At 73.9% G+C, this 23,546-nt stretch carries 23 protein-coding genes and 1 riboswitch; of the genes, 14 read left to right on the top strand and 9 right to left on the bottom strand.

The features are described 5' to 3' along the window. The first annotated feature begins 199 nt into the window (after positions 1-199). From ACWGKU_RS14650 to ACWGKU_RS14640, 3 genes are read left to right on the top strand one after another with little or no spacing between them, the layout of a single operon-like run. Positions 200-1,015: a lysophospholipid acyltransferase family protein gene (locus tag ACWGKU_RS14650; RefSeq protein WP_452179420.1), complete on the top strand. Its 816-nt coding sequence runs from the start codon at positions 200-202 to the stop codon at positions 1,013-1,015. A 49-nt stretch (positions 1,016-1,064) separates the two neighbouring features. Next, entirely contained in the window at positions 1,065-2,291 is a 1,227-nt protein-coding gene (macS, locus tag ACWGKU_RS14645; protein WP_359897098.1) for a MacS family sensor histidine kinase, read from the top strand. Beyond that, positions 2,288-2,983, top strand: coding sequence for a response regulator (locus ACWGKU_RS14640; RefSeq protein WP_401050011.1), 696 nt, complete (start codon positions 2,288-2,290; stop codon positions 2,981-2,983). Before macS ends, ACWGKU_RS14640 begins: the two co-directional genes overlap by 4 nt. 64 nt (positions 2,984-3,047) lie before the next feature. Here the strand turns inward: ACWGKU_RS14640 and ACWGKU_RS14635 are convergent, their stop codons facing one another. Further along, the gene (locus tag ACWGKU_RS14635) at positions 3,048-4,985 is read right to left on the bottom strand and encodes an anthranilate synthase family protein (protein ID WP_452181079.1); all 1,938 of its coding nucleotides are present in this window, start codon (positions 4,983-4,985) and stop codon (positions 3,048-3,050) included. A 242-nt stretch (positions 4,986-5,227) separates the two neighbouring features. On the opposite strand from ACWGKU_RS14635, the gene ACWGKU_RS14630 reads away from it, so the two are divergent. After that, entirely contained in the window at positions 5,228-6,637 is a 1,410-nt protein-coding gene (locus ACWGKU_RS14630) for a class II 3-deoxy-7-phosphoheptulonate synthase (RefSeq protein WP_380357613.1), read from the top strand. Positions 6,638-6,797: 160 nt separating this feature from the next. Then, complete coding sequence (locus ACWGKU_RS14625; RefSeq protein WP_452180507.1) at positions 6,798-7,076, top strand: (2Fe-2S)-binding protein; 279 nt, start codon at positions 6,798-6,800, stop codon at positions 7,074-7,076. Between the two features lie 37 nt (positions 7,077-7,113). Here ACWGKU_RS14625 and bfr read toward each other — a convergent pair whose 3' ends face one another. After that, on the bottom strand, positions 7,114-7,593 hold the full coding sequence (gene bfr, locus ACWGKU_RS14620) for a bacterioferritin (protein ID WP_380551976.1): 480 nt from the start codon (positions 7,591-7,593) through the stop codon (positions 7,114-7,116). Between the two features lie 241 nt (positions 7,594-7,834). Here bfr and ACWGKU_RS14615 point away from each other — a divergent pair, with 241 nt between their 5' ends. Beyond that, positions 7,835-8,464, top strand: a complete 630-nt coding sequence (locus ACWGKU_RS14615; protein ID WP_359897107.1) for a sulfite oxidase-like oxidoreductase — start codon at positions 7,835-7,837, stop codon at positions 8,462-8,464. 34 nt (positions 8,465-8,498) lie between these two features. Here ACWGKU_RS14615 and pknB read toward each other — a convergent pair whose 3' ends face one another. The 4 genes from pknB to thiO all read right to left on the bottom strand — a co-directional run bounded on the left by pknB (position 8,499) and on the right by thiO (position 12,579). Then, positions 8,499-10,280 carry a Stk1 family PASTA domain-containing Ser/Thr kinase gene (gene pknB / locus ACWGKU_RS14610; protein WP_452180513.1) on the bottom strand — a complete coding sequence of 594 codons (1,782 nt, stop codon included), beginning with the start codon at positions 10,278-10,280 and terminating at the stop codon, positions 8,499-8,501. A gap of 86 nt (positions 10,281-10,366) precedes the next feature. Further along, entirely contained in the window at positions 10,367-11,164 is a 798-nt protein-coding gene (locus ACWGKU_RS14605) for a thiazole synthase (RefSeq protein WP_452180508.1), read from the bottom strand. 3 nt (positions 11,165-11,167) lie between these two features. Further along, entirely contained in the window at positions 11,168-11,407 is a 240-nt protein-coding gene (gene thiS / locus ACWGKU_RS14600; protein WP_380551970.1) for a sulfur carrier protein ThiS, read from the bottom strand. Further along, positions 11,404-12,579 carry a glycine oxidase ThiO gene (gene thiO / locus ACWGKU_RS14595; RefSeq protein WP_452180509.1) on the bottom strand — a complete coding sequence of 392 codons (1,176 nt, stop codon included), beginning with the start codon at positions 12,577-12,579 and terminating at the stop codon, positions 11,404-11,406. Before thiO ends, thiS begins: the two co-directional genes overlap by 4 nt. Positions 12,580-12,582: 3 nt before the next feature. Continuing rightward, a riboswitch (TPP riboswitch) is annotated at positions 12,583-12,695 on the bottom strand. An 83-nt stretch (positions 12,696-12,778) separates the two neighbouring features. On the opposite strand from thiO, the gene ACWGKU_RS14590 reads away from it, so the two are divergent. From ACWGKU_RS14590 to thiE, 3 genes are read left to right on the top strand one after another with little or no spacing between them, the layout of a single operon-like run. Continuing rightward, entirely contained in the window at positions 12,779-13,987 is a 1,209-nt protein-coding gene (locus ACWGKU_RS14590) for an NAD(P)/FAD-dependent oxidoreductase (RefSeq protein WP_452180510.1), read from the top strand. A 42-nt stretch (positions 13,988-14,029) separates the two neighbouring features. Then, positions 14,030-14,395 (top strand): Rv2175c family DNA-binding protein, encoded by a 366-nt coding sequence (locus ACWGKU_RS14585; protein WP_189915099.1) that lies wholly within the window; start codon positions 14,030-14,032, stop codon positions 14,393-14,395. Then, positions 14,395-15,048, top strand: coding sequence for a thiamine phosphate synthase (thiE, locus tag ACWGKU_RS14580; RefSeq protein WP_359897114.1), 654 nt, complete (start codon positions 14,395-14,397; stop codon positions 15,046-15,048). The genes ACWGKU_RS14585 and thiE overlap by 1 nt, the downstream gene beginning before the upstream one ends. Positions 15,049-15,105: 57 nt before the next feature. Here thiE and ACWGKU_RS14575 read toward each other — a convergent pair whose 3' ends face one another. Then, positions 15,106-16,236, bottom strand: a complete 1,131-nt coding sequence (locus ACWGKU_RS14575) for a polyprenyl synthetase family protein (protein ID WP_359897116.1) — start codon at positions 16,234-16,236, stop codon at positions 15,106-15,108. A gap of 196 nt (positions 16,237-16,432) precedes the next feature. Here ACWGKU_RS14575 and metF point away from each other — a divergent pair, with 196 nt between their 5' ends. Both metF and ACWGKU_RS14565 read left to right on the top strand, forming a co-directional pair. Next, on the top strand, positions 16,433-17,347 hold the full coding sequence (gene metF / locus ACWGKU_RS14570; protein ID WP_359897118.1) for a methylenetetrahydrofolate reductase [NAD(P)H]: 915 nt from the start codon (positions 16,433-16,435) through the stop codon (positions 17,345-17,347). A gap of 204 nt (positions 17,348-17,551) precedes the next feature. After that, a complete protein-coding gene (locus tag ACWGKU_RS14565; protein WP_452180511.1) occupies positions 17,552-18,427 on the top strand; it encodes a hypothetical protein in 876 nt (291 codons plus the stop codon). 49 nt (positions 18,428-18,476) lie between these two features. Here ACWGKU_RS14565 and ACWGKU_RS14560 read toward each other — a convergent pair whose 3' ends face one another. Together ACWGKU_RS14560 and ACWGKU_RS14555 are read right to left on the bottom strand one after the other, a co-directional pair. Beyond that, positions 18,477-19,994, bottom strand: coding sequence for a phytoene desaturase family protein (locus ACWGKU_RS14560; protein WP_401051457.1), 1,518 nt, complete (start codon positions 19,992-19,994; stop codon positions 18,477-18,479). A 22-nt stretch (positions 19,995-20,016) separates the two neighbouring features. Continuing rightward, positions 20,017-20,625: a DUF4126 domain-containing protein gene (locus ACWGKU_RS14555; RefSeq protein ID WP_387694812.1), complete on the bottom strand. Its 609-nt coding sequence runs from the start codon at positions 20,623-20,625 to the stop codon at positions 20,017-20,019. Positions 20,626-21,241: 616 nt separating this feature from the next. Between ACWGKU_RS14555 and ACWGKU_RS14550 the strand changes: the two genes are divergently transcribed. From ACWGKU_RS14550 to ACWGKU_RS14540, 3 genes are all read left to right on the top strand, one after another. Next, positions 21,242-21,790 carry an SAV_6107 family HEPN domain-containing protein gene (locus ACWGKU_RS14550; protein WP_401055113.1) on the top strand — a complete coding sequence of 183 codons (549 nt, stop codon included), beginning with the start codon at positions 21,242-21,244 and terminating at the stop codon, positions 21,788-21,790. A 67-nt stretch (positions 21,791-21,857) separates the two neighbouring features. Next, entirely contained in the window at positions 21,858-22,610 is a 753-nt protein-coding gene (locus tag ACWGKU_RS14545) for a methyltransferase domain-containing protein (RefSeq protein ID WP_359897125.1), read from the top strand. 498 nt (positions 22,611-23,108) lie between these two features. After that, positions 23,109-23,498, top strand: coding sequence for a DUF3040 domain-containing protein (locus ACWGKU_RS14540; RefSeq protein ID WP_452180512.1), 390 nt, complete (start codon positions 23,109-23,111; stop codon positions 23,496-23,498). Positions 23,499-23,546: the final 48 nt, after the last annotated feature.

Genomic DNA, 23,546 nt, shown 5'->3' with positions numbered 1-23,546 from the left:
CGGACTCCTTCGCGGGCGGGTGGCGCTGGGGGAGAGGACGCTGGAGGGGGAAGTGCTGCGAAATCGCATCGTCCCACGCTCCGCGCCGGGTCGTACACCCCCTGCGAAGGGGCCGGGCGCGGTCCGTACGGCGGGGGCGGGCACAGCGGACGGCCGCGGGGCATTAGGATCGACCGGTCCGCATAACAGGAGGCCCGGGTTGTTCTACCGACTGATGAAGATGATCGTCGCGCCACTGCTTCGGATCTTCTTCCGGCCCTGGATCGAGGGCGAGGAGAACATCCCCACCGAGGGTGCGGCGATCATCGCGAGCAACCACCTGTCCTTCTCGGACTCGTTCTTCTTCCCCGCCCTGATCAGGCGCCGGGTCACCTTCATCGCGAAGGCCGAGTACTTCAACACCCCGGGCCTCAAGGGCCGGTTGACCGCCGCGTTCTTCAAGGGCGTCGGCCAGCTGCCGGTGGACCGCTCGGGCGTGCGCGGCGCCGGCGAGGCCGCGATCCGCAGCGCCATCGCGGTGCTGGACAGCGGCGAGCTGTTCGGCGTCTACCCGGAGGGCACCCGGTCGCCCGACGGCAAGCTGTACCGCGGCAAGGTCGGCGGCCTGGCCCGCGTCGCGCTGGCCACCGGCGCCCCGGTGATCCCGGTCGCCATGATCGACACCGAGAAGGTGCAGCCGCCCGGCCAGGTGATCCCCAACTTCGGCATCCGCCCCGGCATCCGGATCGGCCGCCCGCTGGACTTCTCCCGCTACCACGGCATGGAGAACGACCGCTTCATCCTCCGTTCGGTGACGGACGAGGTGATGTACGAGATCATGCGGCTCTCCGGCCAGGAGTACGTGGACATCTACGCGACCGCCGCCAAGCGGCAGATCGCGGACGACAAGAAGAAGGCCGACGCCGAGCGCCGGGCCGCCGCCAAGGCGGAGAAGGCGGAGGCCGCCGAGGCCGAGAAGGCGGAGAAGGCCGCCGAGGCGGGCACCTCGGAGAAGCAGCAGGAGAAGCCGGAGTAGGCGTCCGGACGGCCGCTCGGCCGCCCGGACGGGCCCAGGGGAGGGGCGGATGACGGACGACGGGGGCAGAGCCGGCGCGGTCGGCGGCACGGTGGCGGCCGGCGGCATGTCCGTCGAACTCCCGCTGTGGAAGGCGATCTCCTACTTCCGGGTGCTGGCCCTGTGCTACGCCCTGCTGCGGTACTTCAACTCGTACCTGCACTTCCTGCACCCGGTGGCCGGCTGGATCTTCCTAGGCGCGCTGACCCTGTGGACCCTGGCCAGCACCCGGGCCTTCGCCAACCCGCAGCGCTGCACCTGGTACGTCCTGGGCGCCGACCTCACCCTCGCCGTCACCGGCATCGTGATGAGCGGCATGACCGACTCCCCGGCCCGGATCAGCCACGGCGCGCCCACCCTGCCGACGATCTGGGCGGCCGGCACGGTGCTGGGCTTCGCCGCGAAGGGCGGCTGGCGCCCGGCGGCGGCCTCGGGCTCGGTGATCGGCGTCGCCAACATCCTCGGCCACGGCGGGCCGACCGGCGACAACATCCACAACATCGTGCTGCTGATGGTGGCCGGCTGCGCGATCGGCTACGTGATCGAGCTGGCCCGGGCCAGCGAGGCCACCCTCACCCGGGCGCTCCAGGTCGAGGCGGCCACCCGGGAGCGCGAGCGGCTCTCCCGCGACATCCACGACGGCGTGCTCCAGGTGCTCGCCCTGGTCCAGCGGCGCGGCGCGGAGCTGAGCGAGCGGACGGCCTCCGGCGCGGACTTCGCCGAGCTCGGCCGGCTGGCCGGTGAACAGGAGCGCGCGCTGCGGGCGCTGATGACGGGCGGTCCGCTGCCGGCGCGGCGCGCGTCGCGGTCCGACGCCGCCGAGCCGCCGGACCCGCACGCGCCGTGCGACCTGACCGTGCTGCTGCGCCCGTACGCGGACGAGCGGATCACGCTCTCCGCCCCCGGCACCCCGGTGCTGCTGCCCGGTCAGGCGGCGGGCGAGCTCGCGGCGGCCGTCGGCGCGGCCGTCGACAACGTGCGCAAGCACGCGGGGGAGCGGGCCCGGGCCTGGATCCTGGTCGAGGACGAGCCGGAGGCCGTCACGGTCGGCATCCGCGACGACGGGCCCGGCTACGCCCCGGGCCGGTTGGGCGAGGCCGAGCAGGCGGGCCGGCTCGGCGTCTCCCAGTCCATCCGCGGCCGGCTGCTGGACCTCGGCGGCACGGCCGAGCTGTACTCGGCGCCCGGGGAGGGCGTCGAGGTCGAACTGCGCGTCCCGAGGAAGGCCACTCAATGACCAGCCAGCCGATGACCGATCAGCCGACCGCCGACCGGCCGGTGCGGGTGATGGTGGTGGACGACCACCCGATGTGGCGGGACGCCGTCTCGCGTGACCTCGCCGAGGCCGGACTGGACGTGGTGGCCACCGCGGGCGACGGCGAGGAGGCCGTGCGCCGGGCCCGCGCCTGCACGCCGCAGGTGGTCGTGCTGGACCTCAACCTGCCCGGCCTGCCCGGTGCCGAGGTGTGCCGCCAGGTGGTCGCGCACGACCCGGCGGTGCGGGTGCTGGTGCTGTCGGCCAGCGGAGAGCACCAGGACGTGCTGGAGGCGGTGAAGTCCGGCGCGACCGGCTACCTGGTGAAGTCGGCCGGGCGGGAGGAGCTGCTGGACGCGGTGCGCCGTACGGCCGTCGGCGACGCGGTGTTCACCCCGGGCCTGGCCGGCCTGGTGCTCGGCGAGTTCCGCCGGCTGGCCGCCGAGCCGGCCCCGGCCTCGGCGCCGGCCGCCCCGCGGCTGACCGCCCGGGAGACCGAGGTGCTGCGGCTGGTGGCCAAGGGGCTGTCGTACCGGCAGATCGCCGACCGGCTGGTGCTGTCCCACCGGACGGTGCAGAACCACGTGCAGAACACGCTCGGGAAGCTGCAGTTGCACAACCGGGTGGAGCTGGTCCGGTACGCCATCGAGCAGGGCCTGGACGACGAGGTCTGAGGGTCCGGCAGCGGCTGCGGCGCGGCCCCGGGCGGGTACGTCCGCCCGGGGCCGCGCCGTCGGCTCAGCGCAGTGCGGCCGTCGCCCCGCGCAGCAGGCCCGCCACGATGCCGACCCCGTCGCGGGTGAGCACCGACTCCGGGTGGAACTGGAGCCCCGCGAAGCCGTGCCCGCGCAGCGCGTGCACGTCGCCGGTGACGGCGTCCCGGGAGACCTCGACGCCCTCGGTGGCGAGCCGTGCCGCGTCGGCCTCCGAGCAGCGCGCGGTGAAGGTGTTGTAGAAGCCGACCGTCTGCTTGCCGCCGAACAGGTCGATGCGCTCCTGCGCCCCCTGGTAGGGGACGGCCTTGCGGCCCAGCGCGAGCCCGAGTTCGGCGGCCAGCAGCTGGTGGCTCAGGCAGACCGCGAGCAGCGGCGAGGTGCGGGCGCCGGAGCGGACGGCGGCCAGCGCGTCCGCGACGATCGGCCGCAGCAGCATCATCTTGGGGTCGTCCGCGAGCGCCGGGTCGCCCGGGCCGGGGCCGAGCACCAGTGCGCCCCGGTGCGCCGCGACCCGCTCGCGCAGCCCCGGCTCGTCGTACCGGGCCACCGTCACCCGGTGGCCGAGCGAGCCGAGCAGGTGGGAGAGCATCGAGGTGAAGGTGTCCTCGCCGTCCACGACCAGGGCCGGCTCGGTCTCGGTGATCTCGGCGGGCTGCTGCATCCGCAGCCAGAACGGCGCGAGGTCGGCCCGGCGGGAGTCCAGGGCGGCCTGCACCCGGTGGTCGTCGGCGAGCCGGGGCCCGACCGGGTGGGGCAGCCGGGCGGGCGTGGGCCGGGCGCCGATCGCGGTGAGTACTCCGGCGGCCTTGGCGTGGGTCTCGGCGACCTCGGACTCCGGGACGGAGTGGCGCACCAGGGTGGCGCCGACCCGGACGACCAGCCGGCCGGTGGCCGGGTCGATGTCGGCGGTGCGGATGCAGATCGGCGAGTCCAGCAGCTGCCCGCCGCTGGCGGAACGGCCGATCAGGGCGAGCGCGCCGGAGTAGTAGCCGCGCCCGGTGGTCTCGTAGCGCTTGATCACCCGGGTGGCGTTCTCGACCGGGCTGCCCGTGACGGTCGCGGCGAACATCGTCTCGCGGAGCACCTCGCGGACGTCCAGCGAGGTGCGTCCGCGCAGCTCGTACTCGGTGTGGGCGAGGTGGGCCATCTCCTTGAGCCGGGGCCCGAGCACCTGGCCGCCGAGGTCGCCGACCGTGCACATCATCTTGAGCTCCTCGTCCACGACCATGGTGAGCTCCTCCAGCTCCTTGGGGTCGTGCAGGAACTGGAGCAGCGAGTCGAGGTCGGAGCCGCCGGCCGGGTAGCGGTAGGTGCCGGAGATCGGGTTCATCACGACGGTGCCGCCGCTCTGCCGGACGTGCACCTCGGGGGAGGCGCCGACCAGCACCCGGTCACCGGTGTGCACCAGGAAGGTCCAGTACGCGCCGCGCTCCTGCTCCAGCAGCCGGCGGAAGAGCGTCAGCGCGAGCTCCGGCGAGAAGTCTTCCAGCGTCGCGTGGAAGTCGCGCCGGATCACGAAGTTGGCGCCCTCGCCGTTGCCGATCTCGTCCCGGATGACCTTGCGGACGATCGACGCGTACGAATCGTCGTCCACATCGAACCCGCCACCGGCAAGTGAGACCGGCAATTTCGGTAGGGCATAGGTGAATTCGGCCAACGGCAGGGTGTGCTGCTCGGTCACCGAGAGGGCCTGCAGGGGGGTGTCGTCGTCGTGCGCCTCGAAGCCGCGCTCGCGGATCTGGCGGTACGGGACGAGCGCGAGCAGATCGTGCACCGGGCCGCCGCCGGCCGGCGGGCCGCTGCGCACGGGCAGGTCGGCGAGGTGCTCGTAGCGGTCGACGGTGCCCAGCAGCACCTCGACGGTGTCCGGGCTGAGCCGGGGGGTGCGGCGGTGCAGCAGGGCGAACGCGGGGGCGTCCGGGCCGGTGAGGCGGGTGAGCAGGTCGACGGCGGTGGTCACGGGAACGGCTTCCTTCCGGGTGGGCTGGTGAGAGGCGGTGCAAGGTCCGCTCCCGGAGGGCCGTCTGCGCAGGCGCCGACGGCCGCCCCGAGGGGCGGCCGTCGTGTTCGTCTAGGAACGCGTCGTTCGTGGGCCACCCTTGGGGGAGGCCCACCACCAGGAGTGGGTGTGGGGCGCGTGCATGGTTCGACCCTAGCGGATGCGCCGGGGCGGGTGAGGGCCGTCACGTCTTTGTCCGAGATATGTCTCATCCCTCGGGCAATAGTCACGAGTCACTCCTGTCACCCCGTAGCCTTGGCGATGTGACCGCTACGACTGAGACTTCGAGGGCTGCCCACTCCTGGCAGTCCCTGCCCGCGGCGCAGCAGCCTGAATGGCCGGACCAAGAGGCTCTGCGCAAGACCCTTGCCGAGCTCGCCTCCTATCCGCCGCTCGTCTTCGCCGGCGAGTGCGACCAGCTGCGCGCCCGGCTCGGGGCCGTGGCGCGCGGGGAGGCCTTCCTCCTCCAGGGTGGTGACTGTGCCGAGGCCTTCGACGGCGTCTCGGCGGAGCACATCCGCAACAAGCTGAAGACGCTGCTCCAGATGGCCGCCGTGCTGACGTACGCGGCCTCGGTGCCGGTGGTGAAGGTCGGCCGCATCGCCGGCCAGTACTCCAAGCCGCGCTCCAAGTCGACCGAGACCCGCGACGGCGTGACCCTGCCGGTCTACCGCGGCGACTCGGTGAACGGCTTCGAGTTCACCCCCGAGTCCCGCATCCCGGACCCGGAGCGCCTGAAGCGGATGTACAACGCGTCCGCCGCGACGCTCAACCTGGTGCGCGCGTTCACCACCGGTGGTTACGCGGACCTGCGCCAGGTGCACGCCTGGAACCAGGACTTCGTCCGCAACTCGCCGGCCGGCCAGCGCTACGAGCAGCTCGCCCGGGAGATCGACAACGCCCTGGCGTTCATGAGCGCCTGCGGCGTGGTGCCGGAGGAGTTCAAGGCGGTCGAGTTCTTCTCCTCGCACGAGGCGCTGGTCCTCGACTACGAGACCGCGCTGACCCGCGTGGACTCGCGCACCGGCGAGCTGTACGACGTCTCCGGCCACATGGTGTGGATCGGCGAGCGCACCCGGCAGCTGGATCACGCGCACATCGAGTTCGCCTCCAAGATCCGCAACCCGATCGGCGTCAAGCTCGGCCCGACCACCTCGGTGGACGACGCGCTGGCCCTGATCGAGAAGCTGGACCCGGAGCGCGAGCCCGGCCGCCTGACCTTCATCACCCGGATGGGCGCGGGCAAGATCCGCGAGCACCTTCCCACCCTGGTGGAGAAGGTCACCGCCTCCGGCGCCAAGCCGGTGTGGATCTGCGACCCGATGCACGGCAACACCTTCGAGGCCTCCAGCGGGCACAAGACCCGCCGCTTCGACGACGTCCTGGACGAGGTCAAGGGCTTCTTCGAGGTGCACCGCGCGCTCGGCACCCACCCGGGCGGCATCCACGTGGAGCTGACCGGCGACGACGTCACCGAGTGCGTCGGCGGCGGCGACGAGGTCCTGGTGGACGACCTGCACCAGCGCTACGAGACGGCCTGCGACCCGCGCCTCAACCGCAGCCAGTCGCTGGACCTGGCGTTCCTGGTGGCGGAGATGTACCGCGGCCAGTAGGTCCGGCGTCCGTCGGATGTGACGAAGGCCCCTCCGGATTCGGTGTTCCCGAGCCCGGAGGGGCTTTTTCGTACCCGTTTGCCCGGGTAAGGTAAGCCTCAGTGAACTAAGGCGAACCTTAGTCAAGATCCATTCCGCTCCATCCCCGGGAGAGACCGCGATGTACGTGTGCATGTGCCATGCGGTCACCGAGGACCAGGTGAAGAAGGCGATCGACGGCGGCGCCGGCACCCCGCGCCAGATAGCGAAGGGCTGCCGGGCCGGCACCGACTGCGGGTCCTGCGTGCGCCGCATCCAGGCGCTGCTCGGCGAGCACGGCGCCCGCCCCTGCCCGACCGCCCGGCTGGCCGCGAAGCTCGGCCTCGCGGACCCGGAGGCCCCGGCCGCCCCGGCCCCCGCCCCGAAGGCCGCACCGGTGGTCCCACTGCGGGCGGCCTGAACGGCCCGGGCCGTCCGGGCCGCCCGGGAGGACCGCCTCAGGACTCCGGCTGCTCGATGACCTGAGCGAGGTAGAGCGCCTCGCCGAGCTTGTCCAGCAGCTCCAGCTGGGTGTCGAGGTAGTCGATGTGCTGCTCCTCGTCGGCCAGGATGTCCTCGAAGATGTTCGCCGAGGTGACGTCGTTCTTGGCCCGCATCACCACGATCCCGCGCTTGAGCCGGTCGATCGCCTCGACCTCGACCTGGCGGTCCGCCTCGAACATCTCCTTGACCGTCTGGCCGATCCGGACGTGGAACAGCCGCTGGTAGTTGGGCAGCCCATCCAGGAACAGGATCCGGTCGGTGAGCGTCTCGGCGTGCTTCATCTCGTCGAAGGACTCGTGCCGGGTGTACTTGGCGAGCTTCGTCCAGCCGAAGTTCTCCTGCATCTTGGCATGCAGGAAGTACTGGTTGATCGCGGTCAGCTCGGCGGTGAGCTGCTCGTTGAGGAACTCGATGACCTCGGGATCGCCCTGCATGGTGATGCCTCCTGCGTGAGTCCTGTCCTGCGTCCTGTGCTGGGTCCTGCGCTGCGCATCCTGGCACCGCTTCGGGAGGAAATTCCAGTAAGTTCACACTCACTAGGAGATGTGGCGGAATATCCGATTCATCACGGAACGTGCTGGTGAGGGCTCGACCGTTGCTCCGTACGGGCCGGGGCGCGAATCCGCGCAAAGGGGCGCGCGCCGAGGCTCGTCCGCCGTCTGTCACCATGGATCCATGGGTCAGTCGAAACACGAACCGCTTCCGCCGTCTGACCCGAGGCTCCCCCCGGGCCAGCGCGCGCAGCGCGGCTGGCCCGCCCTGCACTACGGGCCGGTGCCCCGCTTCAAGCCCCTGACCTGGGACCTCCAGGTGTTCGGCGCCACCGCCTCGGCGGAGAAGCACAGCTGGGACTTCGAGGCCTTCTGCGCCCTCCCGCGCACCACCGTCGTCGGGGACATGCACTGCGTGACCAAGTTCTCGGTGCTCGGCAACGAATGGACGGGCGTGTCGGCCGCCGCCGTGCTCGACCTGGTGCCCCCGGCACCGGGCGTCACCCACGTCATGGTCTGGGCCGAGTACGGCTACAGCGCCAACCTGCGGCTGGCCGACTTCGCCGACCCCCGCACCCTGCTCGCCACCCACCGCAACGGCGAGGCGCTCACCGCCGAGCACGGCTTCCCGGTGCGGCTGGTGGTGCCGCGGCTGTACGCCTGGAAGGGCCCCAAGTGGGTGCGCGCGGTGGAGTACATGCGGGCCGACCGGCGCGGCTTCTGGGAGGAGCGCGGCTACCACAACCTCGCCGACCCCTGGCGCGAGCAGCGCTACTCCTACCAGGAGGAGCCCGGCGACGGGCCGCTGCGCTGAACCCCTCGCGGCGGCCGAGCGGGTCGGACGCGCCCTAGAACAGCGAGAACTTGACCGTCACCACGCTGCGCTGCGGGCGCCGCTCGCCCGCCGCCGGGCTCTGGCCGGAGGAGGTGACCGCGCCGAACACGTCCCAGCCGCTGGTCTGCATGGTGAAGCCCGCCGCCTGGAGCGCCTTCTGCGCCTCGTCCTTGCCCATCCCCGTGACGTTCGGGACCGGCACCATGCCCTTGCTGACCACCAGCGAGACCGCGGAGTTCTCCTGCAGCAGCTGCCCGGCCGCCGGCGAGCTGCTGATCACCGAGCCCTCGGGCACGGTGTCGTCGTAGGTCTCGGTCACACCGCCCCTGGTCAGCTGGGCGCCGGCCAGGGCCGAGGCGGCGTCGGCGGAGCTCTTGCCGGCGAGGTCCGGCACCGCGATCCGCTTGGGGCCCCGGGAGACGGTGACGGTGACGCTGTCGCTCTTGCGGGTGCGCGCACCCACCCCCGGATCCACGGAGATCACCTGCCCGGACGGCACGGACTCGCTGAACACCTCGACGAACCTGCCGTGCAGGCCCTCCTTGTCCAGGACCCGCTGCGCCTCGGCCCGGTCCTTGCCGAGCACGCCCGGCACCGCGCCGTACAGCCCCTCGGAGATCCCGTAGGTGGCGCCGCCGATCGCCAGGACCAGGGCGGCCACCGCGGCCGTCCAGATCAGCGGCCCACGGGGGAGACGGCGGCGCGGCGTGGCCGGCCGGCGCCGCTGCACCGGGGTCGGCTCGTCGTACGGGCGGGGCTCGGCGAGCAGCTCGTCCATCAGCTCCGGCGGCATGTCCAGCACGCTGGTGCGCTCGGTCGGCGGGGCGTCGGCGGGCCGCGGCAGCGGCTGGACCACCGAGGTCGGCTCGGTGGTCGGGTAGCGCGGGCCGGGCCGGGTGGAGGCCGGCGGCTCGGCGTCCAGCTCGGCCGGGGTGAGGGTGCGGCGCACCCGCTGGAGGGCGGCGAGCAGCTCGACCGCGTCGTACGGGCGCGCGTCGGCGGACCGGGCGCAGGCGCCGGCCACTATCGCGTCCAGTTCGGGGCCGACGGCGGGGGCGACCAGGGAGGGGGCCGGGACGTCCTCGTGCAGGTGCTTGTACATGACCTGGACGGGATTGTCGCCGGTGTGCGGGCGGCGGCCGGTGAGCATCTCGTACAGCAGGATGCCGGCCGCGTAGACGTCCACCCGCTGGTCGGTCGGGGCGTCCGGGCGGATCTGCTCGGGGGCCAGGTAGGAGACGGTGCCCATGACCGTGCCGCCGGTGGCGGTGGTGGTCGAGGTGGGCGCGCCGTCGGCGGTGCCGAGCACCCGGACCAGGCCGAAGTCGGCGACCTTGACCAGGCCGCCGTCGGTGATCAGCACGTTCTCGGGCTTGACGTCGCGGTGGACCAGCCCGGCCCGGTGGGCGGCGCCGAGCGCGGCCAGCACAGGCTCCAGCACGTCCAGAGCGGCCCGGACGGACAGCGCGCCGCGGTCGCGCAGCAGGTCGCGCAGGGTGCGGCCGGGCACGTACTCCATGGCGAGGAAGACGTGACCGCCGTCCGCGCCCTGGTCGAAGACGGTGACCACGTTGGGGTGGGTGAGCTTGGCGACGGCCTTGGCCTCGCGGATGAAGCGGGCGGTGAAACCCGCGTCGCCGGCCAGCGAAGGGTGCATCACCTTGAGTGCGACCACGCGGTCCAGACGGGTGTCGGTGCCCTTGTAGACGGTGGACATCCCGCCGGTCGCGACGCGCTGCTCGACCCGGTACCGGTTGTCGAGCAGGGCGCCGATCAAGGGGTCGTGCAGTGCCATGTCCACTCGGAGAGTCTAGAGCCGCCCGGGACGGCCGGTCCCGGAGGACACCGCCTCCGGGACCGGCTTGTGACATGCGCGACGGTTCAGAACGCGGGGCGCTCGCGGCTGTCCAGGTCGGCCCGGCCGGCCATCGCGGAGGAGGCCTCGGCGTGGAAGCGGCGCGGGATCCGGCCGGCCCGGTGGGCGAGCCGGCCCGCCTCGGCGGCGTGCCGCATCGCCTCGGCCATCAGCACCGGGTCCTGAGCCCTGGTCACCGCGGAGGCGAGCATCACCGCGGCGCAGCCCAGCTCCATCGCCAGCGCCACGTCGGAGGCGGTGCCGGCGCCCGCGTCCAGGATCACCGGGACGCCCGCACCCTCCACGATCAGCTGGAAGTTGTGCGGGTTGCGGATGCCCAGGCCCGAACCGATCGGCGAGCCCAGCGGCATGATGGCCGCGCAGCCGACGTCCTCCAGCTTGCGGGCCAGCACCGGGTCGTCGTTGGTGTACGGCAGGACGGTGAAGCCGTCGTCGACCAGCGTCTCGGCGGCGTCCAGCAGCTCGATCGGGTCGGGCAGCAGGGTGCGCTCGTCGGCGATCACCTCCAGCTTGACCCAGTCGGTGCCGAGCGCCTCGCGGGCCAGTCGGGCGGTCAGCACGGCCTCGCCGGCGGTGAAGCAGCCGGCCGTGTTGGGCAGCACCCGGATGCCGTTGCGGGTCAGCACGTCGAGCACGGAGCCCTGGGTGGTGGCGTCGACCCGGCGCATGGCGACGGTGGTCAGCTCGGTGCCGGAGGCGAGCAGCGCGCGCTCCAGGACCGCCAGGCTGGGGGCGCCCCCGGTACCCATGATCAGCCGGGAGGAGAAGGCCGTCCCGGCGATGGTCAGAAGGTCGTCGGCCATGGTTCAGCCTCCCTGCACGGCGGTGAGGATCTCGATCCGGTCGCCGCCGGCCAGCGCCGTCCCGGGCCACGAACCGCGGGGCACCACGGCCTCGTTGAGCGCGGCGGCGACACCGGTGTTGGCGGCGCTGACGGCGGCCACCACCTCGGCGAGGGTGGTCGTGGCGGACACCCGGCGGGGCTCGCCGTTGACGGTCAGGGCGATCTCGTTCGGGGTGATCTCGTTCGGGGCGATCTCGGTCATGCGGAGGCCTTCGCAGCGGGGGGTTCGGGGGAGAAGCGCAGGGGCGTGAACGGCCTTGCCGTTTCGGGGACTTCACCGGTGGCCAGGTACTCGGAGACCAGGTCGGCGGTCACCGGGGTGAGCAGCACGCCGTTGCGGTAGTGGCCGGTGGCGGCGACCAGCCCGGGCAGTGACGTCGGGCCGAGCAGCGGGGCGTTGTCCGGCGATCCGGGGCGCAGCCCGGCGGAGGTCTCCAGCAGCGGGAGTTCGGTGATTCCCGGGACCAACTCGTGGGCGTCGCGCAGGAGTTCGTACACCCCGCCGGCGGTGACGGTGGTGTCGTAGCCCTGCTCCTCGGTGGTCGCGCCGACCACCAGCTCGCCGTTCTCCCGGGGCACCAGGTACAGGTGCCGGCCGCGGACGACGGCGCGGACGTTGCGGGACAGGAACGGGTGGTAGGCGTCCGGGACGTGCAGCCGCAGCACCTGCCCCTTCACCGGGCGGATCGCGGGCAGCACACCGTCGGGCAGGCCGGGCAGCCGGTGGCTGTGCGGGCCGGCGGCGAGGACGACCTGCCCGGCGCCCACCCGTTCCCCGGTCGAGAGCCGGGCGCCGGTCGCGCGGCCGCCCTCGACCAGCAGCTCGACGGCCTCGGCGCGGTGCAGCAGGACGTTCGCGTTCTCGCAGGCGGCGGCCAGGGCGGTGAGCAGGCGCCGGGGGTCCACCTGGTGGTCGTCCGCGACGTGCAGGCCGCCGCGCACGCCGGGGGCGAGCATCGGCTCCAGCCTGCGGGCCTCCCGGCCGGTCAGCCAGGTCGAGTCCAGACCGAGCCGCTGGTGGAAGGCGTGCAGCTCGCGCAGTTCCTCGCGGTCGTCGGAGTCCAGCGCCACGGCGACGGTGCCGCAGCGGCGGTAGCCGGTGTCCCGGCCGCCGCTCGCCTCGGAGAGCTCGGCGGCGAAGGCCGCGTACCGCTCGTTCGAGGCCATCCCGAGGCGGAGCAGCGGCTCCTCGCCGTACTGCAGCTCGGTGACCGGGGCGAGCATCCCGGCCGCGACCCCGGCGGCCCCGCCGCCGGGGGAGGGGTCGACCACGATCACGTTCCGCAGCCCGCGCTGCGCGGCGCGCCAGGCGACGGCGAGGCCGATGACGCCCCCGCCGATCACCAGCACGTCGGCGTGGGCGCCTGATGGCAAGCGTGACAAAGCTGCTCTTCTCCCTTCGCCGGTATGACCCGGATCAGGTTCGGACGGTCGCAGGCCGTGCCAGCCCGCCTCTCAGCCCGGTGCGCCGGGCTCCCGTGTGGTGCCCCCACCTTAACGCCGGGGGTCGGCCCGGCCGAAGGCCCGTACAGCGGGCGGACGGCCCGCAGGCCGCCGCGTCGCGCTGAGTACAGTGACGGGCGTGGCAGAGCTGAGCGGAACGGATCAGGTGGTCGTCGTCGGAGCCGGGCTGGCCGGGGCGCAGTGCGCCCTCAAGCTGCGGCAGGGCGGCCGGCAGGGGCCGATCGTGCTGGTCGGCGAGGAGCCGCACGCGCCGTACGACCGGCCGCCGCTCTCCAAGGACGTGCTGCTCGGCAAGGCCGACTCCACCGCCCTGGACATCGACTACGGGCCGCTCGGCATCGAGCTGCTCACCGGCCGCCGGGCCACCGGCCTGACCCCCGGCGTGCTGCACACCGACGGCGGCGACCTCCCGTACGGCTCGCTGGTGATCGCCACCGGCGCCGTCCCGCGGGCCCTGCCCGGCGCCGAGCGCGCGCACCTGCTGCACACCCTGGACGACGCCCTGGCGCTGCGCGCGCTGCTGCGCCCCGGGCTGCGGCTGGTGCTGGTCGGCGCGGGCTGGATCGGCGCCGAGGTGTCCACCGCGGCCCGCGCGGCGGGCTGCGAGGTGACCGTGGTCGAGGCCGGCCCGGCGCCGCTGCCCGGCGCGCTGCCGACCGAGGTCGGCTCGGCGATGGCCGCCTGGTACGCCGGGGCCGGGGTCGACCTGCGCTGCGGGGTCGGCGTGGCCGCCGTCCAGCCCGGCGCGGTGCTGCTGGCGGACGGCTCGCACCTGCCCGCCGACGAGGTGGTGGTCGGCATCGGGGCCCGCCCCGCGACCGGCTGGCTGGCCGGATCCGGGGTCGAGCTGGACGCGGCCGGCGCCGTCGTGGTGGACGGGCGGCTGCGCACCTCGGTGCCCGGGGTGTTCGCGGCCGGCGACTGCGTCAGCTACCCCTCGGCCCGGGCCGGGGCCCGGCTGGCCGTCCAGCACTGGGACCACGCCCTGCAGTCCGGCGAGGCGGTGGCCGCAGCCGTCCTGGGCGCGGACGCGCCGGCCTACGACCCGGTGCCGTACTTCTGGTCCGAGCAGTTCGGCCGGATGGTCCAGTACGCCGGCCGGCACGCCGAGGGCGACGAGCTGCTGTGGCGCGGCTCCCCGAGGGACGGCGACTGGTCGGTGCTCTGGCTGCGCGACGGCGTGCCGAGCGCGTTGCTGGCCGTGGACCGGCCGCGCGACCTCACCCAGGGGCGGAGGCTGATCGAGCGCGGTACGGCCCTGGATCCGGCCCGGGCGGGCGACCCGGCGGTGCCGCTGAAGTCGGCCGTCGCGGGGTAGTGCCTGGTGCGCGGTGGGCCGCGGAGGTGGCAGTCTGGTGGCGTGAGTGAGATCGAAAGCAAGATTGAAGCCCTGGTCACCGACTGGATGTACCTGCCCGACATCTCGGAGCAGTGGGGGGTCCGGGTCACCGAGGTACGTGACCTGGTCAAGAACGGCGGCCTGATCGCCGTCCGGCGCGGGCCGAACAAGTCGCTGCAGGTCCCGGCGGCGTTCATCGACGGCCCGGGCCTGGTCAAGCACCTGTCCGGCACCCTGACCGTCCTGCGGGACTGCGGGTACAACGACGTGGAGATCCTGGAGTGGCTCTTCACCGAGGACCCGTCGCTGCCCGGTAGCCCGATCCAGGCGCTGCGGGAGAACCGCGGCACCGAGGTGAAGCGCCGCGCCCAGGCGATGCTGATCTGATGGCGGCGGACACGCTGCGTACCCGGCTGGCCGACGCCCGGCTCTACCTGTGCACCGACGCCCGCCGGGAGCAGGGCGACCTCGCCGAGTTCCTGGACGCGGCGCTGGCGGGCGGGGTGGACATCGTCCAGCTGCGGGACAAGGGCCTGGAGGCCAAGCAGGAGCTGGAGGCCCTGGAGGTCTTCGCCGACGCCTGCCGCCGGCACGGCAAGCTGCTGGCCGTCAACGACCGTGCCGACGTCGCCCACGCGGCCCGGCCGGACGTCCTGCACCTCGGCCAGGACGACCTGCCGGTGCAGGCCGCCAGGGCGATCCTCGGCGAGGACGTGCTGATCGGCCGTTCCTGCCACGCCGAGTCCGAGGTGGACGCGGCGATCGCCGAACCCGGTACGGACTACTTCTGCACCGGCCCGGTCTGGCCGACCCCGACCAAGCCGGGCCGCCCGGCCCCGGGCCTCGGCCTGGTCTCGTACGCGGCGAAGCAGGACACCGACCGGCCGTGGTTCGCGATCGGCGGGATCGACCTCGGCAACCTGGACGAGGTGCTGGCCGCCGGTGCCCGCAGGATCGTCGTGGTGCGGGCCGTCACCGCCGCGGCGGATCCGCGGGCGGCCGCCGCCGAGCTGTCCCGCCGGGTGCGCGCCGCGCTCTGACCGGCCCGGATCAGCGGGATCCGGGGGCCCGCAGGCCCCCGGGGCCGTCGCCGTCCGTCAGTACTTGCGGACGGTGGCGGCCTCGGCCAGGGCCAGCAGCACCGTACGGGCCCGGTCGTCGGCGAGCGGAGCGGCCTCCAGCGCGGCCAGCGACTGCCGCATCAGCTCCTCGATCCGGTGCTCCACCAGCTCGGGCGCGCCGCTGCGGGCGACCAGCGCGCGCAGCTCGGCGACCTCCGGGGCCGCCAGGTCCGGCGCGCCGAGCCGCTCGTCCAGGTGCCGGGCGTCGGCGGCCGGCAGGCCCCGCATCGCGTGCGCGACCAGCAGGGTGCGCTTGCCCTCGCGCAGGTCGTCCCCGGCCGGCTTGCCGGTGACGGCCGGGTCCCCGAAGACGCCGAGCAGGTCGTCGCGCAGCTGGAAGGCCTCGCCCAGCGGCAACCCGAACGCCCCGTAGGCCTCGACCAGTTCCGGCCCGGCACCGGCCAGCAGCGCACCCACCTGCAGCGGCCGCTCGATGGTGTACTTCGCGGACTTGTAGTGCAGCACCGTCCGCGCCCGGTCCAGCGCGCCCTCGTCGGTCGAGTCGCCGGCCACCGGCTCCAGGACGTCCAGGTACTGGCCGAGCATGACCTCGGTGCGCATCAGGTCGAACACCGGCTTGGCGGCGAGGACGGCGGCCGGCTCCAGGCCGGAGCGCAGGAACAGCTCGTCGCACCAGATCAGCAGCAGGTCGCCGAGCAGCACCGCGGCCGAGGTGCCGTACTGCTCGCGGTCGCCGCGCCAGCCGCTGTCCCGGTGCAGCGCCTCGAAGCGGCGGTGGACCGAGGGCAGGCCGCGGCGGGTGTCGCTGCGGTCCATCAGGTCGTCGTGCACCAGGGCGCTCGCCTGGAGCAGCTCCAGGGCGGCGGCGGCGTTGGCGATCGCCTCACCGGTGGCGCCCCCGGCCGGGCCGCCGGCGCCGCGCCAGCCCCAGTAGCAGAAGGCCGGGCGCAGGCGCTTGCCGCCGTCCAGCAGGAAGTCGCGCAGCGCGTCGGCGGCGGGGGCCAGCCGGGGCGAGATCTTGTCGAGCAGCACGGACTGGCCGTCCATGAACGCGGCGAGCGCCGCGTTGACGCGGGTGCGGACGTCCTCCACGTCAATGGGGTTGGCCGCACTGGGGTTGGCCGGCCGGGTGCTGGACGAGGTCACGATGGGGCTCCGCTGGTTCTCTGGGGTGCAGCAAGCGTAACGGTGCGGCTGGGAACGGGTGTGCGAGCGGCCCCGCGGGGGCTCGGAGGAGGCGCCGCGGGACGGGGTCGGGGCGAACCGGAACGTCTTCCATCTCTTGTCTCAATAGGTGGAATACGGTTGTCCGGCCCCTTCGAACGCCGGATAGCCTGCCAGCATGGCACTCGGTATCGCTTCCACGAGAACGGATCGCGCACTGACGGTGCGCGACCTCCTGGCGGCCGGAAAGCGCTCCTTCTCCTTCGAATTCATGCCGCCGCGCACCGAGGTCGGCGAGCAGAAACTCTGGGACGCCATCCGTCGGCTCGAACCGCTCGACCCGAACTTCGTCTGTATGACCTACGGCGCCGGCGGCTCCTCGCGCGAGCGCACCGTCAACATGGTCGGCCGGATCGCCACCGAGACCACCCTGACCCCGGTCGCCCACCTCACCGCGGTGGACCACTCGATCGCGGAGCTGCGCAACATCATCGGCCAGTACGCCGACCAGGGCGTGCGGAACGTCCTGGCGGTCCGGGGCGACCCGCCCGGCGACCCGATGGGCGAGTGGGTCAGCCACCCCGAGGGCGTCACCTACGCGTACGAGCTGGTGGAGCTGATCAAGGGCATCGGCGACTTCTGCGTCGGTGTCGCGGCCTCGCCGAACATGCACCCGCGCTCGACCGACTGGGACGAGGACATCCGGCACTTCGTGGCGAAGATCCGATCCGGGGCCGACTACGCGATCACCCAGATGTTCTTCGAGGTGGACGACTACCTGCGGCTGCGCGACCGGGTCACGGCCGCCGGCTGCGAGACGCCGATCATCCCGGAGATCATGCCGGTCACCAACGCCAAGCAGCTGGAGCGCTTCCCCCAGCTCAGCGGCTCGGCCTTCCCCGCCGACCTGGAGGCCCGCCTGCGGGCGGCCATCGACGACCCGGCGGCGCTGCGGGCCATCGGTATGGAGCACGCCACGGCGATGGCCGAGCGCCTCCTCGCCGAGGGCGCGCCCGGTCTGCACTTCATCACGCTGAACCACTCGACGGCGACGCTGGAGATCTACCAGAACCTGGGGCTGCACCAGCGCTGACCGGCGGGCCGGGCCCGCGCCCGCGCAGCGCCGACGCCGGGTGTTCACGAGCCCGTCACCGCACCGACGTTGACGGGCCCGGTCGTGTGCGGCCGTCGTCCGGGGCGGCGGGAACGCGATGCGGTACCCCGGCCGTTGAACCGGTACAGTCGCCGCACACGCGCGGCGCACGAGCGCGGGTACGCGACTGGAGGTAGCGGGCGGATGGGCATCGGATACCTGCTGCTGTACACCGCGTTGGCGGTGGTGGCGCTCTGGTTGGTCGCCGAGGTGCTGCTGCAGAACCGGGCGCCGCTGCACTGGCGGGCCCTGGCCCTGGCCGGCTTCGTGGGCGTGGCCGCCGGGATGGTCCTCGGCTCGGTCGTGGTGATCGGGGCCGGCGCCGCGCTGTTCGCGGTCGGCCAGACCTTCGTCACCCTCGCGGTCAAGCGCGGCCACCAGGCCGGCTGGTCCCTGCGGAAGGCCGACGGCAGCCTGCCCGGCCCGCTCGCCAAGGTGCCGCTGCTGGGCGCCCTGACCGGCGGCGCCGCCGCGGTGGCGGCCGTCGCCGTCGCCAGGAAGCGGGTCGGCGAGGTCAGCGCCGTCGAGGAGACCCGGGCCTCCGCGCCGGTCCCCGTCGAGGTGCCCGACGAGGTGCCCGAGGTCGAGCAGACCGCCGCCTTCGAGATGCAGGAACTCGCCCAGGACGGCGTCTACGCCCCCGGGTACTACGAGCAGCAGCAGCCGCAGGTCCAGCAGCAGCACCAGGACCCGTACGCCGCCGCCTACCAGTCCGGCTACGACCAGCAGCAGTGGCAGACCCAGCAGCAGCCCGCCTACGCCTACGACCAGCAGCAGTCCTACGGCGGCTACCCCCAGCAGCAGGACCCGTACGGCGGCTACCCGCAGCAGCAGGACCAGCAGCAGGACCCGTACGCGGGCTACCAGCAGCCGCAGCACCAGCAGACCTGGGACCCGAACGCCCAGCCCCAGCAGCAGTGGCAGCCGCAGCCCGACCCGCAGGCCCAGGGCATCCCGCAGCAGCCGGCGTACGACCAGAACTACGGCTACCAGCAGCAGAACACCTGGCACCAGGGCTGACCCGGCAGGGGCCCGGCAGTCGAGGCCGACCGGGCCGGGCCGCCGGGCCCTACGCCGGGCCGATCAGCCCGGCGGTGATGCAGGCCGACATGCCGACACGGGCGAGGCCGCCGCCGGGGTGGGCGTTGCCACCGACCAGGTAGAGGCCCGGGACGGGCGAATCGTTGGCGGCGTGCAGCCCCGCGTACGAACCCGCGAGCACCGGGCGGGCGACCGAGCCGAACAGCGCGCCGGTCTCCCGGCGGGTGTCCTCCGGGGTGCGCACGACCCGCCACAGCACCCGCTCGCGCAGTCCCAGGCCGGCCGCGTCGACGTGGGCGAGCAACTGGTCGGCGTAGCGGTCGGCGACACCGGGGGCGGTCCAGTCGACGTCCTCCTCCTGGGCCGGGACGGTCGCGGTCAGCACCACGGCCTCGTGGGCGTCGTCGGGGCGCAGCGCCGGGTCGTCCGGGCGGAGCACCTGCACGGTGGGACGCTCGCACAGCGGCGCGGACAGGGTGAGGGCGTTCTCCTCGGCGGCCGGGTCCACCGCGTGGACCACCGTCCGGTGCGCGGTGCCCTCGGGCCGGGGCCCGCGCAGGGCGAGCAGCACGCTGAACCGGCCGGGCACCTCGAACGGCTCCCAGTCCTCGGCCGGCACCCCCGGCCACTCGGCGATGCCGTGGCGGAACAGCGCGCGGGTGTCCATCGCGGAGATCACCAGGTCCGCGTCGATCCGGCCGTCCGCCGTCCCGACCCCGCACGCCCGGCCGTTCTCCACGACCACCCGGGTGACCGGGGTGTCGAAGCGGAACTCGACCCCGCGCAGCTCGCAGCGCCGGTACACGGCGTCCGCGAGCGCGCGCAGGCCGCCCCGGACGTACCAGACGCCGAAGGACTGCTCCATGTACGGCAGCACGGCGGCCCCCGCCGGGGCCTGCCCGGGCAGGAGGCCGTACCGCAGCGCGGGCTCGCCCAGCAGGGCGGTCAGGCCGGGGTGGCCGCCGAGCTGCCGCCGCGCCACGTCGGCGAGGCTCCACGGCTGCGGGCGGCGCAGCCGGGCCAGGCCGGTGCGCGGCGGCACGGGGTACGGGTCGGTGTCCACCCGGGCCCGGCCGGCCGGGGACAGGACACCGAGGTCGGCCGGGAGCGCCTCCTCCAGCAGCGGTCGGCGGGTGGCCTCCCAGACCGTCCGGCCGTGGTTCATCACCTCGCTCCAGCGGGCGCCGGAGCCGGCGCCGAAGGCGGCGTCCAGGGCCTGGCTGACACCGCCGCGGGAGGCGTTGGGCAGGGTGACGGCGGTGCCGTCGGGGAACAGGTGCCGGCTCTCCGGGTCGACCGGGGCCAGCTCGACCAGCTGCTCCAGCGGCTCCTTGCCGGTCTTCAGCGCGAGGTCGCGGTAGACGGCCGGGAGGGAGAGCAGGCCGGGGCCGGTGTCGAAGGCGAAGCCGTCGCGCTCGTACCGCCCGACCATGCCCCCGTACGTGCCGCCCGCCTCGCAGACCGTCACCCGGTGGCCGAGGGTCGCCAGCCGGGAGGCCGCCGCGAGCCCGCTCATTCCTGCGCCGATGACGACGATCTTTGCCATGGCCCCGATCCTAGGACGAGGTTTACGCCGTGCCCGCAGCGCCCGCCGCCCGGGCGGCCCTGCGCTCGCGGCGGCGGGCCCGGAAGGCGCGGATCTTCGTGATCGCGAGCCGGACCAGCAGCAGGCCGGCGACCAGGACCGCGGCGGCGACCGAGGCGGCCAGCCAGGGGTGGAAGATCGCCAGCGTGACCAGGCCGGCCACCGAGAGGTCCTCGGCCATGCTGACCACGATGTTGCTGACCGGTTCCGGGGAGGTGTTGACGGCCATCCGCAGCGAGGACTTCACCAGGTGGCTGACCAGCGCCGAGGTGCCGCCCATCGCGCCGGCCGCGACCTCGCTGAGTGAACCGGGGTCGTTGCTCGCGATCAGCACGCCGACGGTGGCACCGGCGATCGGCCGGATCACCGTGTGCACGACGTCCCAGACGCTGTCCACGTACGGGATCTTGTCGGCCACCGCCTCCAGCGCGAACAGCACGCCCGCCACCACCAGCACGTCCGTGCGCTCCAGCGCCTGCGGCACCGAGTCCGCGTCACCGAACCTGCCCAGCAGGCCGAGCAGCAGCACCACCGCGTAGGCGTTGATGCCGCTGGCCAGCCCGCTGGTGAAGATCAGCGGCAGGACCGTCATCGCGTCCCCCTCCTCGTCATCGCGTCCGCTCCTCGTCCGGCGGGGCCGGTTCCGCCCGGCCCCGCCGTACCGTACCGGCACCCGGGACGCCGTGGACGCATGTCGCGGTTCCGGCGGACGGCGGGCCGGGACGGACTGAGTACGGATACTCAGATTCGCGGTTGAGTACGTCAGCGGATGGCCGACGACCTGCGCGGACGGGAGAGTGGTGGCACCCGGGAGGGCGGCGCGTCGGGCGCCCGGCCCGCCCGGGCGGCGGATCCGTCCGTCTCCCGGCCGCGCAGGCCGGGGGAGGCGGCGGACGGACCGCCACGGGGCTGGTCGTGGTCCCCGCACCGCCGACACGGGGCGGCGGAGCGGGCCGGGGGGAGACCGGCCGCGAGGGGGAGTTCGCCGCCGCCGGCCAGGGGGTGGACCGGCGGAGCGACGACACGGCGGCGGCGCGGAACCGGGGGAGGGCCGCGCCCGCCGCCGCTACCCCGTTTCCGGACTCCCAACGGCACCTTCGCGCCGCAGGAGCGGCCTTCCGGGCCGGATTGTCAGTGGTGCCGTTCACGATGGAAGGGCACGGACCACCCGGTCCGCGCGCTGCCTCGGAACGGGGGAGACCATGACCATCAGTCGTCCTGAGCCCGTCACCGCCCGCCTCCACTCCGCCGCCCCGCCGCAGCTCCCGGGTCCGTCCGCCCGACGCCCCGCCGGAGCGGACGTCCACCCCGTGCTGCGCCGGACCGCCGCGCCGCCGGCCGCCCTCGACCTGCTCGCCGACGCCCACCGCACCCTCGTCCGGGCCGGCGCCCTGGAGGACCCGCTGGAGCGCTACGCCACCGCCCACCTGGCCGCGCTGCGCACGGTGGCGGCCGTCCTGGCGGTGCGCGGCCGCCCGGAGAAGAGTCCGCGCCGCCGCAAGGCCATCCGCAGCGCCTGGGAGGTGCTGCCCGAGGTGGCCCCGGAACTCGCCGAATGGGCGCTCTACTACGGCGCCGGCGCCCGCCGCCGGGCCGCCGCCGAGGCCGGGATCAGGGGCGCCGCCTCGGCCCGCGACGCCGACGACCTGATCCGCAACTCCGCCCTCTTCCTGCGCCTGGTCGAGCGGCTGCTCGGCCTGCCCGCCGCGCCGCCCCCGCCCCGGCTGCCACTGGAAGCCGACGAGCCGCCGGCCTAACAGGGTCCCCGCCAGGCTCTAAGGTGGAGGCATCCTGATCGAACTGCACGTGCCAAGGAGCCCCACCTTGTACCCGACGCGTCCCCGCAGTGCCCTGCGTACCGCCGTGGTGTGGGAGGTGGTCCGGGCAGCCCTGGAGAAGCGGGCGGCCGAGCTGGACCAGCCGGTGCTCGACGTGGTCGACACCGGCGGCGGCACCGGGAACTTCGCCGTGCCGGTCGCCAAGCTCGGCCACCGCGTCACCGTGGTCGACCCGAGCCCGGACGCCCTGTTCGCCCTGGAGCGCCGGGCCGCCGAGGCCGGGGTGACGGACCTGGTGCGGGCCGTCCAGGGCGACACCCAGACCCTGCCCGAGCTGGTCGCTCCCGGCAGCGTGGACGCGGTGCTCTGCCACGGCGTGCTGGAGGTCGTGGACGACCCGGCCGAGGCGCTCGGCAGCCTGGCCGGCACCCTGCGCGCGGGCGGTGTGGTCAGCCTGCTGGCGGCCAACCGCAACGGCGCCGTGCTGGCCCGCGCGCTGGCCGGCCACTTCAACGAGGCCCGCACCGTGCTCTCCGCCACGGACGGCCGCTGGGGCGCGCAGGACCCGATGCCGCGCCGCTTCACCGGCGAGGAGCTGGGCCGGCTGGCCGAGGCCGCCGGCCTGCGGGTGGAGTCGGTGCACGGCGTACGGGTCTTCGCCGACCTCGTCCCCGGGGTGCTGGTGGACGCCGAGCCGGGTGCCCTGGACGCGCTGCTGAAGCTGGAGGAGGCTGCCGCCGAGCAGCCCGCGTTCCACGCCGTGGCGACCCAGCTGCACCTGCTGGCCACCCTGGCCTGAGGCGTTCCGTCCGGCACGCGCTCCTCTCAGGGCGCGTGCGCCCCTTCACGAACCCTGCCACCGTCGTACGGTTTTTTCGCACACCGTACGGCGGCGGTTCGCGTCCCGGAGGCCTGGCGGTTCCCCGCCCGTAGCCCGTCAGTGAGCCGGTCGGCCCCCGGTTGCTCCGCGCCGCCCGGTGGCAAACCTGCCCAGGTCCGGGACGATTCCATCCGATCGGGCACTTGTCCGGGGCGTGGCGCGTTGACTCCGATGCGGCCGTCCCCGCTCGAAGTGGCCCGTCCCACGCGGCGCAGACCACTCCGTAACGGGCCCACGGACCGTATGATCTGGGTAAAGCCGGAAAGCATGACAGCCGGACGCGTGGGGCATATGGACGACACGGGCCGGGTCCCCCGCACGGGCGTCCGACCGTGTGCCCCAAGGCTGATTGGACTTGCCTCCCCGACCGGGGTGGGCGGACCGGTCGCACGCGCGACCGACGAGTAGGAGGACTCCGTGCCGCTCTCGGAGCACGAGCAGCGACTGCTCGACCAGATGGAGCGAGCGCTGTATGCCGAAGATCCCAAATTCGCGTCTGCGCTTGAGGGAACCGGGCTGCGCACCTACACCCGTCGGCGGGTCTACCTGGCCGTCGCCGGCTTCGTGGTGGGCATCGGCCTGCTGATGGGCGGCATGGTCGTGCCGGATCAGATCTGGGTCAGCGTCGTGGGCTTCCTGGTGATGCTCGGATGTGCGGTGTTCGCCGTGACCGGCTGGCGCCGGGGGCCCGCGGGCCAGGGCACCGGGGCCGGCCCGGCCGCCGCCCCGCGCCGCAAGGCCGGGATGATGGACCGGGTGGAGCAGCGCTGGCAGCGCCGTCGGGACGAGCAGACCGGGGGCTTCTGAGCCGCCCGGCCGATGGCCGGAGCCGATGGGCACGAAACAGACGAAGCC

The sequence above is a fragment of the Kitasatospora sp. NPDC054768 genome, assembly GCF_053612025.1.
The sequence above is the reverse complement of the archived record's forward strand: the minus strand, read 5'-3'. Positions and strand labels throughout refer to the sequence as shown.

Excerpts from the sequence above, each read along its gene's own strand:
- macS (WP_359897098.1), top strand. The coding sequence starts at position 1,065 with ATGACGGACGACGGGGGCAGAGCCGGCGCGGTCGGCGGCACGGTGGCG.
- ACWGKU_RS14640 (WP_401050011.1), top strand. The coding sequence starts at position 2,288 with ATGACCAGCCAGCCGATGACCGATCAGCCGACCGCCGACCGGCCGGTG.
- ACWGKU_RS14630 (WP_380357613.1), top strand. The coding sequence starts at position 5,228 with ATGTCTCATCCCTCGGGCAATAGTCACGAGTCACTCCTGTCACCCCGT.
- ACWGKU_RS14625 (WP_452180507.1), top strand. The coding sequence starts at position 6,798 with ATGTACGTGTGCATGTGCCATGCGGTCACCGAGGACCAGGTGAAGAAG.
- bfr (WP_380551976.1), bottom strand. The coding sequence starts at position 7,593 with ATGCAGGGCGATCCCGAGGTCATCGAGTTCCTCAACGAGCAGCTCACC.
- ACWGKU_RS14615 (WP_359897107.1), top strand. The coding sequence starts at position 7,835 with ATGGGTCAGTCGAAACACGAACCGCTTCCGCCGTCTGACCCGAGGCTC.
- pknB (WP_452180513.1), bottom strand. The coding sequence starts at position 10,280 with ATGGCACTGCACGACCCCTTGATCGGCGCCCTGCTCGACAACCGGTAC.
- ACWGKU_RS14605 (WP_452180508.1), bottom strand. The coding sequence starts at position 11,164 with ATGGCCGACGACCTTCTGACCATCGCCGGGACGGCCTTCTCCTCCCGG.
- thiS (WP_380551970.1), bottom strand. The coding sequence starts at position 11,407 with ATGACCGAGATCGCCCCGAACGAGATCACCCCGAACGAGATCGCCCTG.
- thiE (WP_359897114.1), top strand. The coding sequence starts at position 14,395 with ATGGCGGCGGACACGCTGCGTACCCGGCTGGCCGACGCCCGGCTCTAC.
- metF (WP_359897118.1), top strand. The coding sequence starts at position 16,433 with ATGGCACTCGGTATCGCTTCCACGAGAACGGATCGCGCACTGACGGTG.
- ACWGKU_RS14565 (WP_452180511.1), top strand. The coding sequence starts at position 17,552 with ATGGGCATCGGATACCTGCTGCTGTACACCGCGTTGGCGGTGGTGGCG.
- ACWGKU_RS14560 (WP_401051457.1), bottom strand. The coding sequence starts at position 19,994 with ATGGCAAAGATCGTCGTCATCGGCGCAGGAATGAGCGGGCTCGCGGCG.
- ACWGKU_RS14555 (WP_387694812.1), bottom strand. The coding sequence starts at position 20,625 with ATGACGGTCCTGCCGCTGATCTTCACCAGCGGGCTGGCCAGCGGCATC.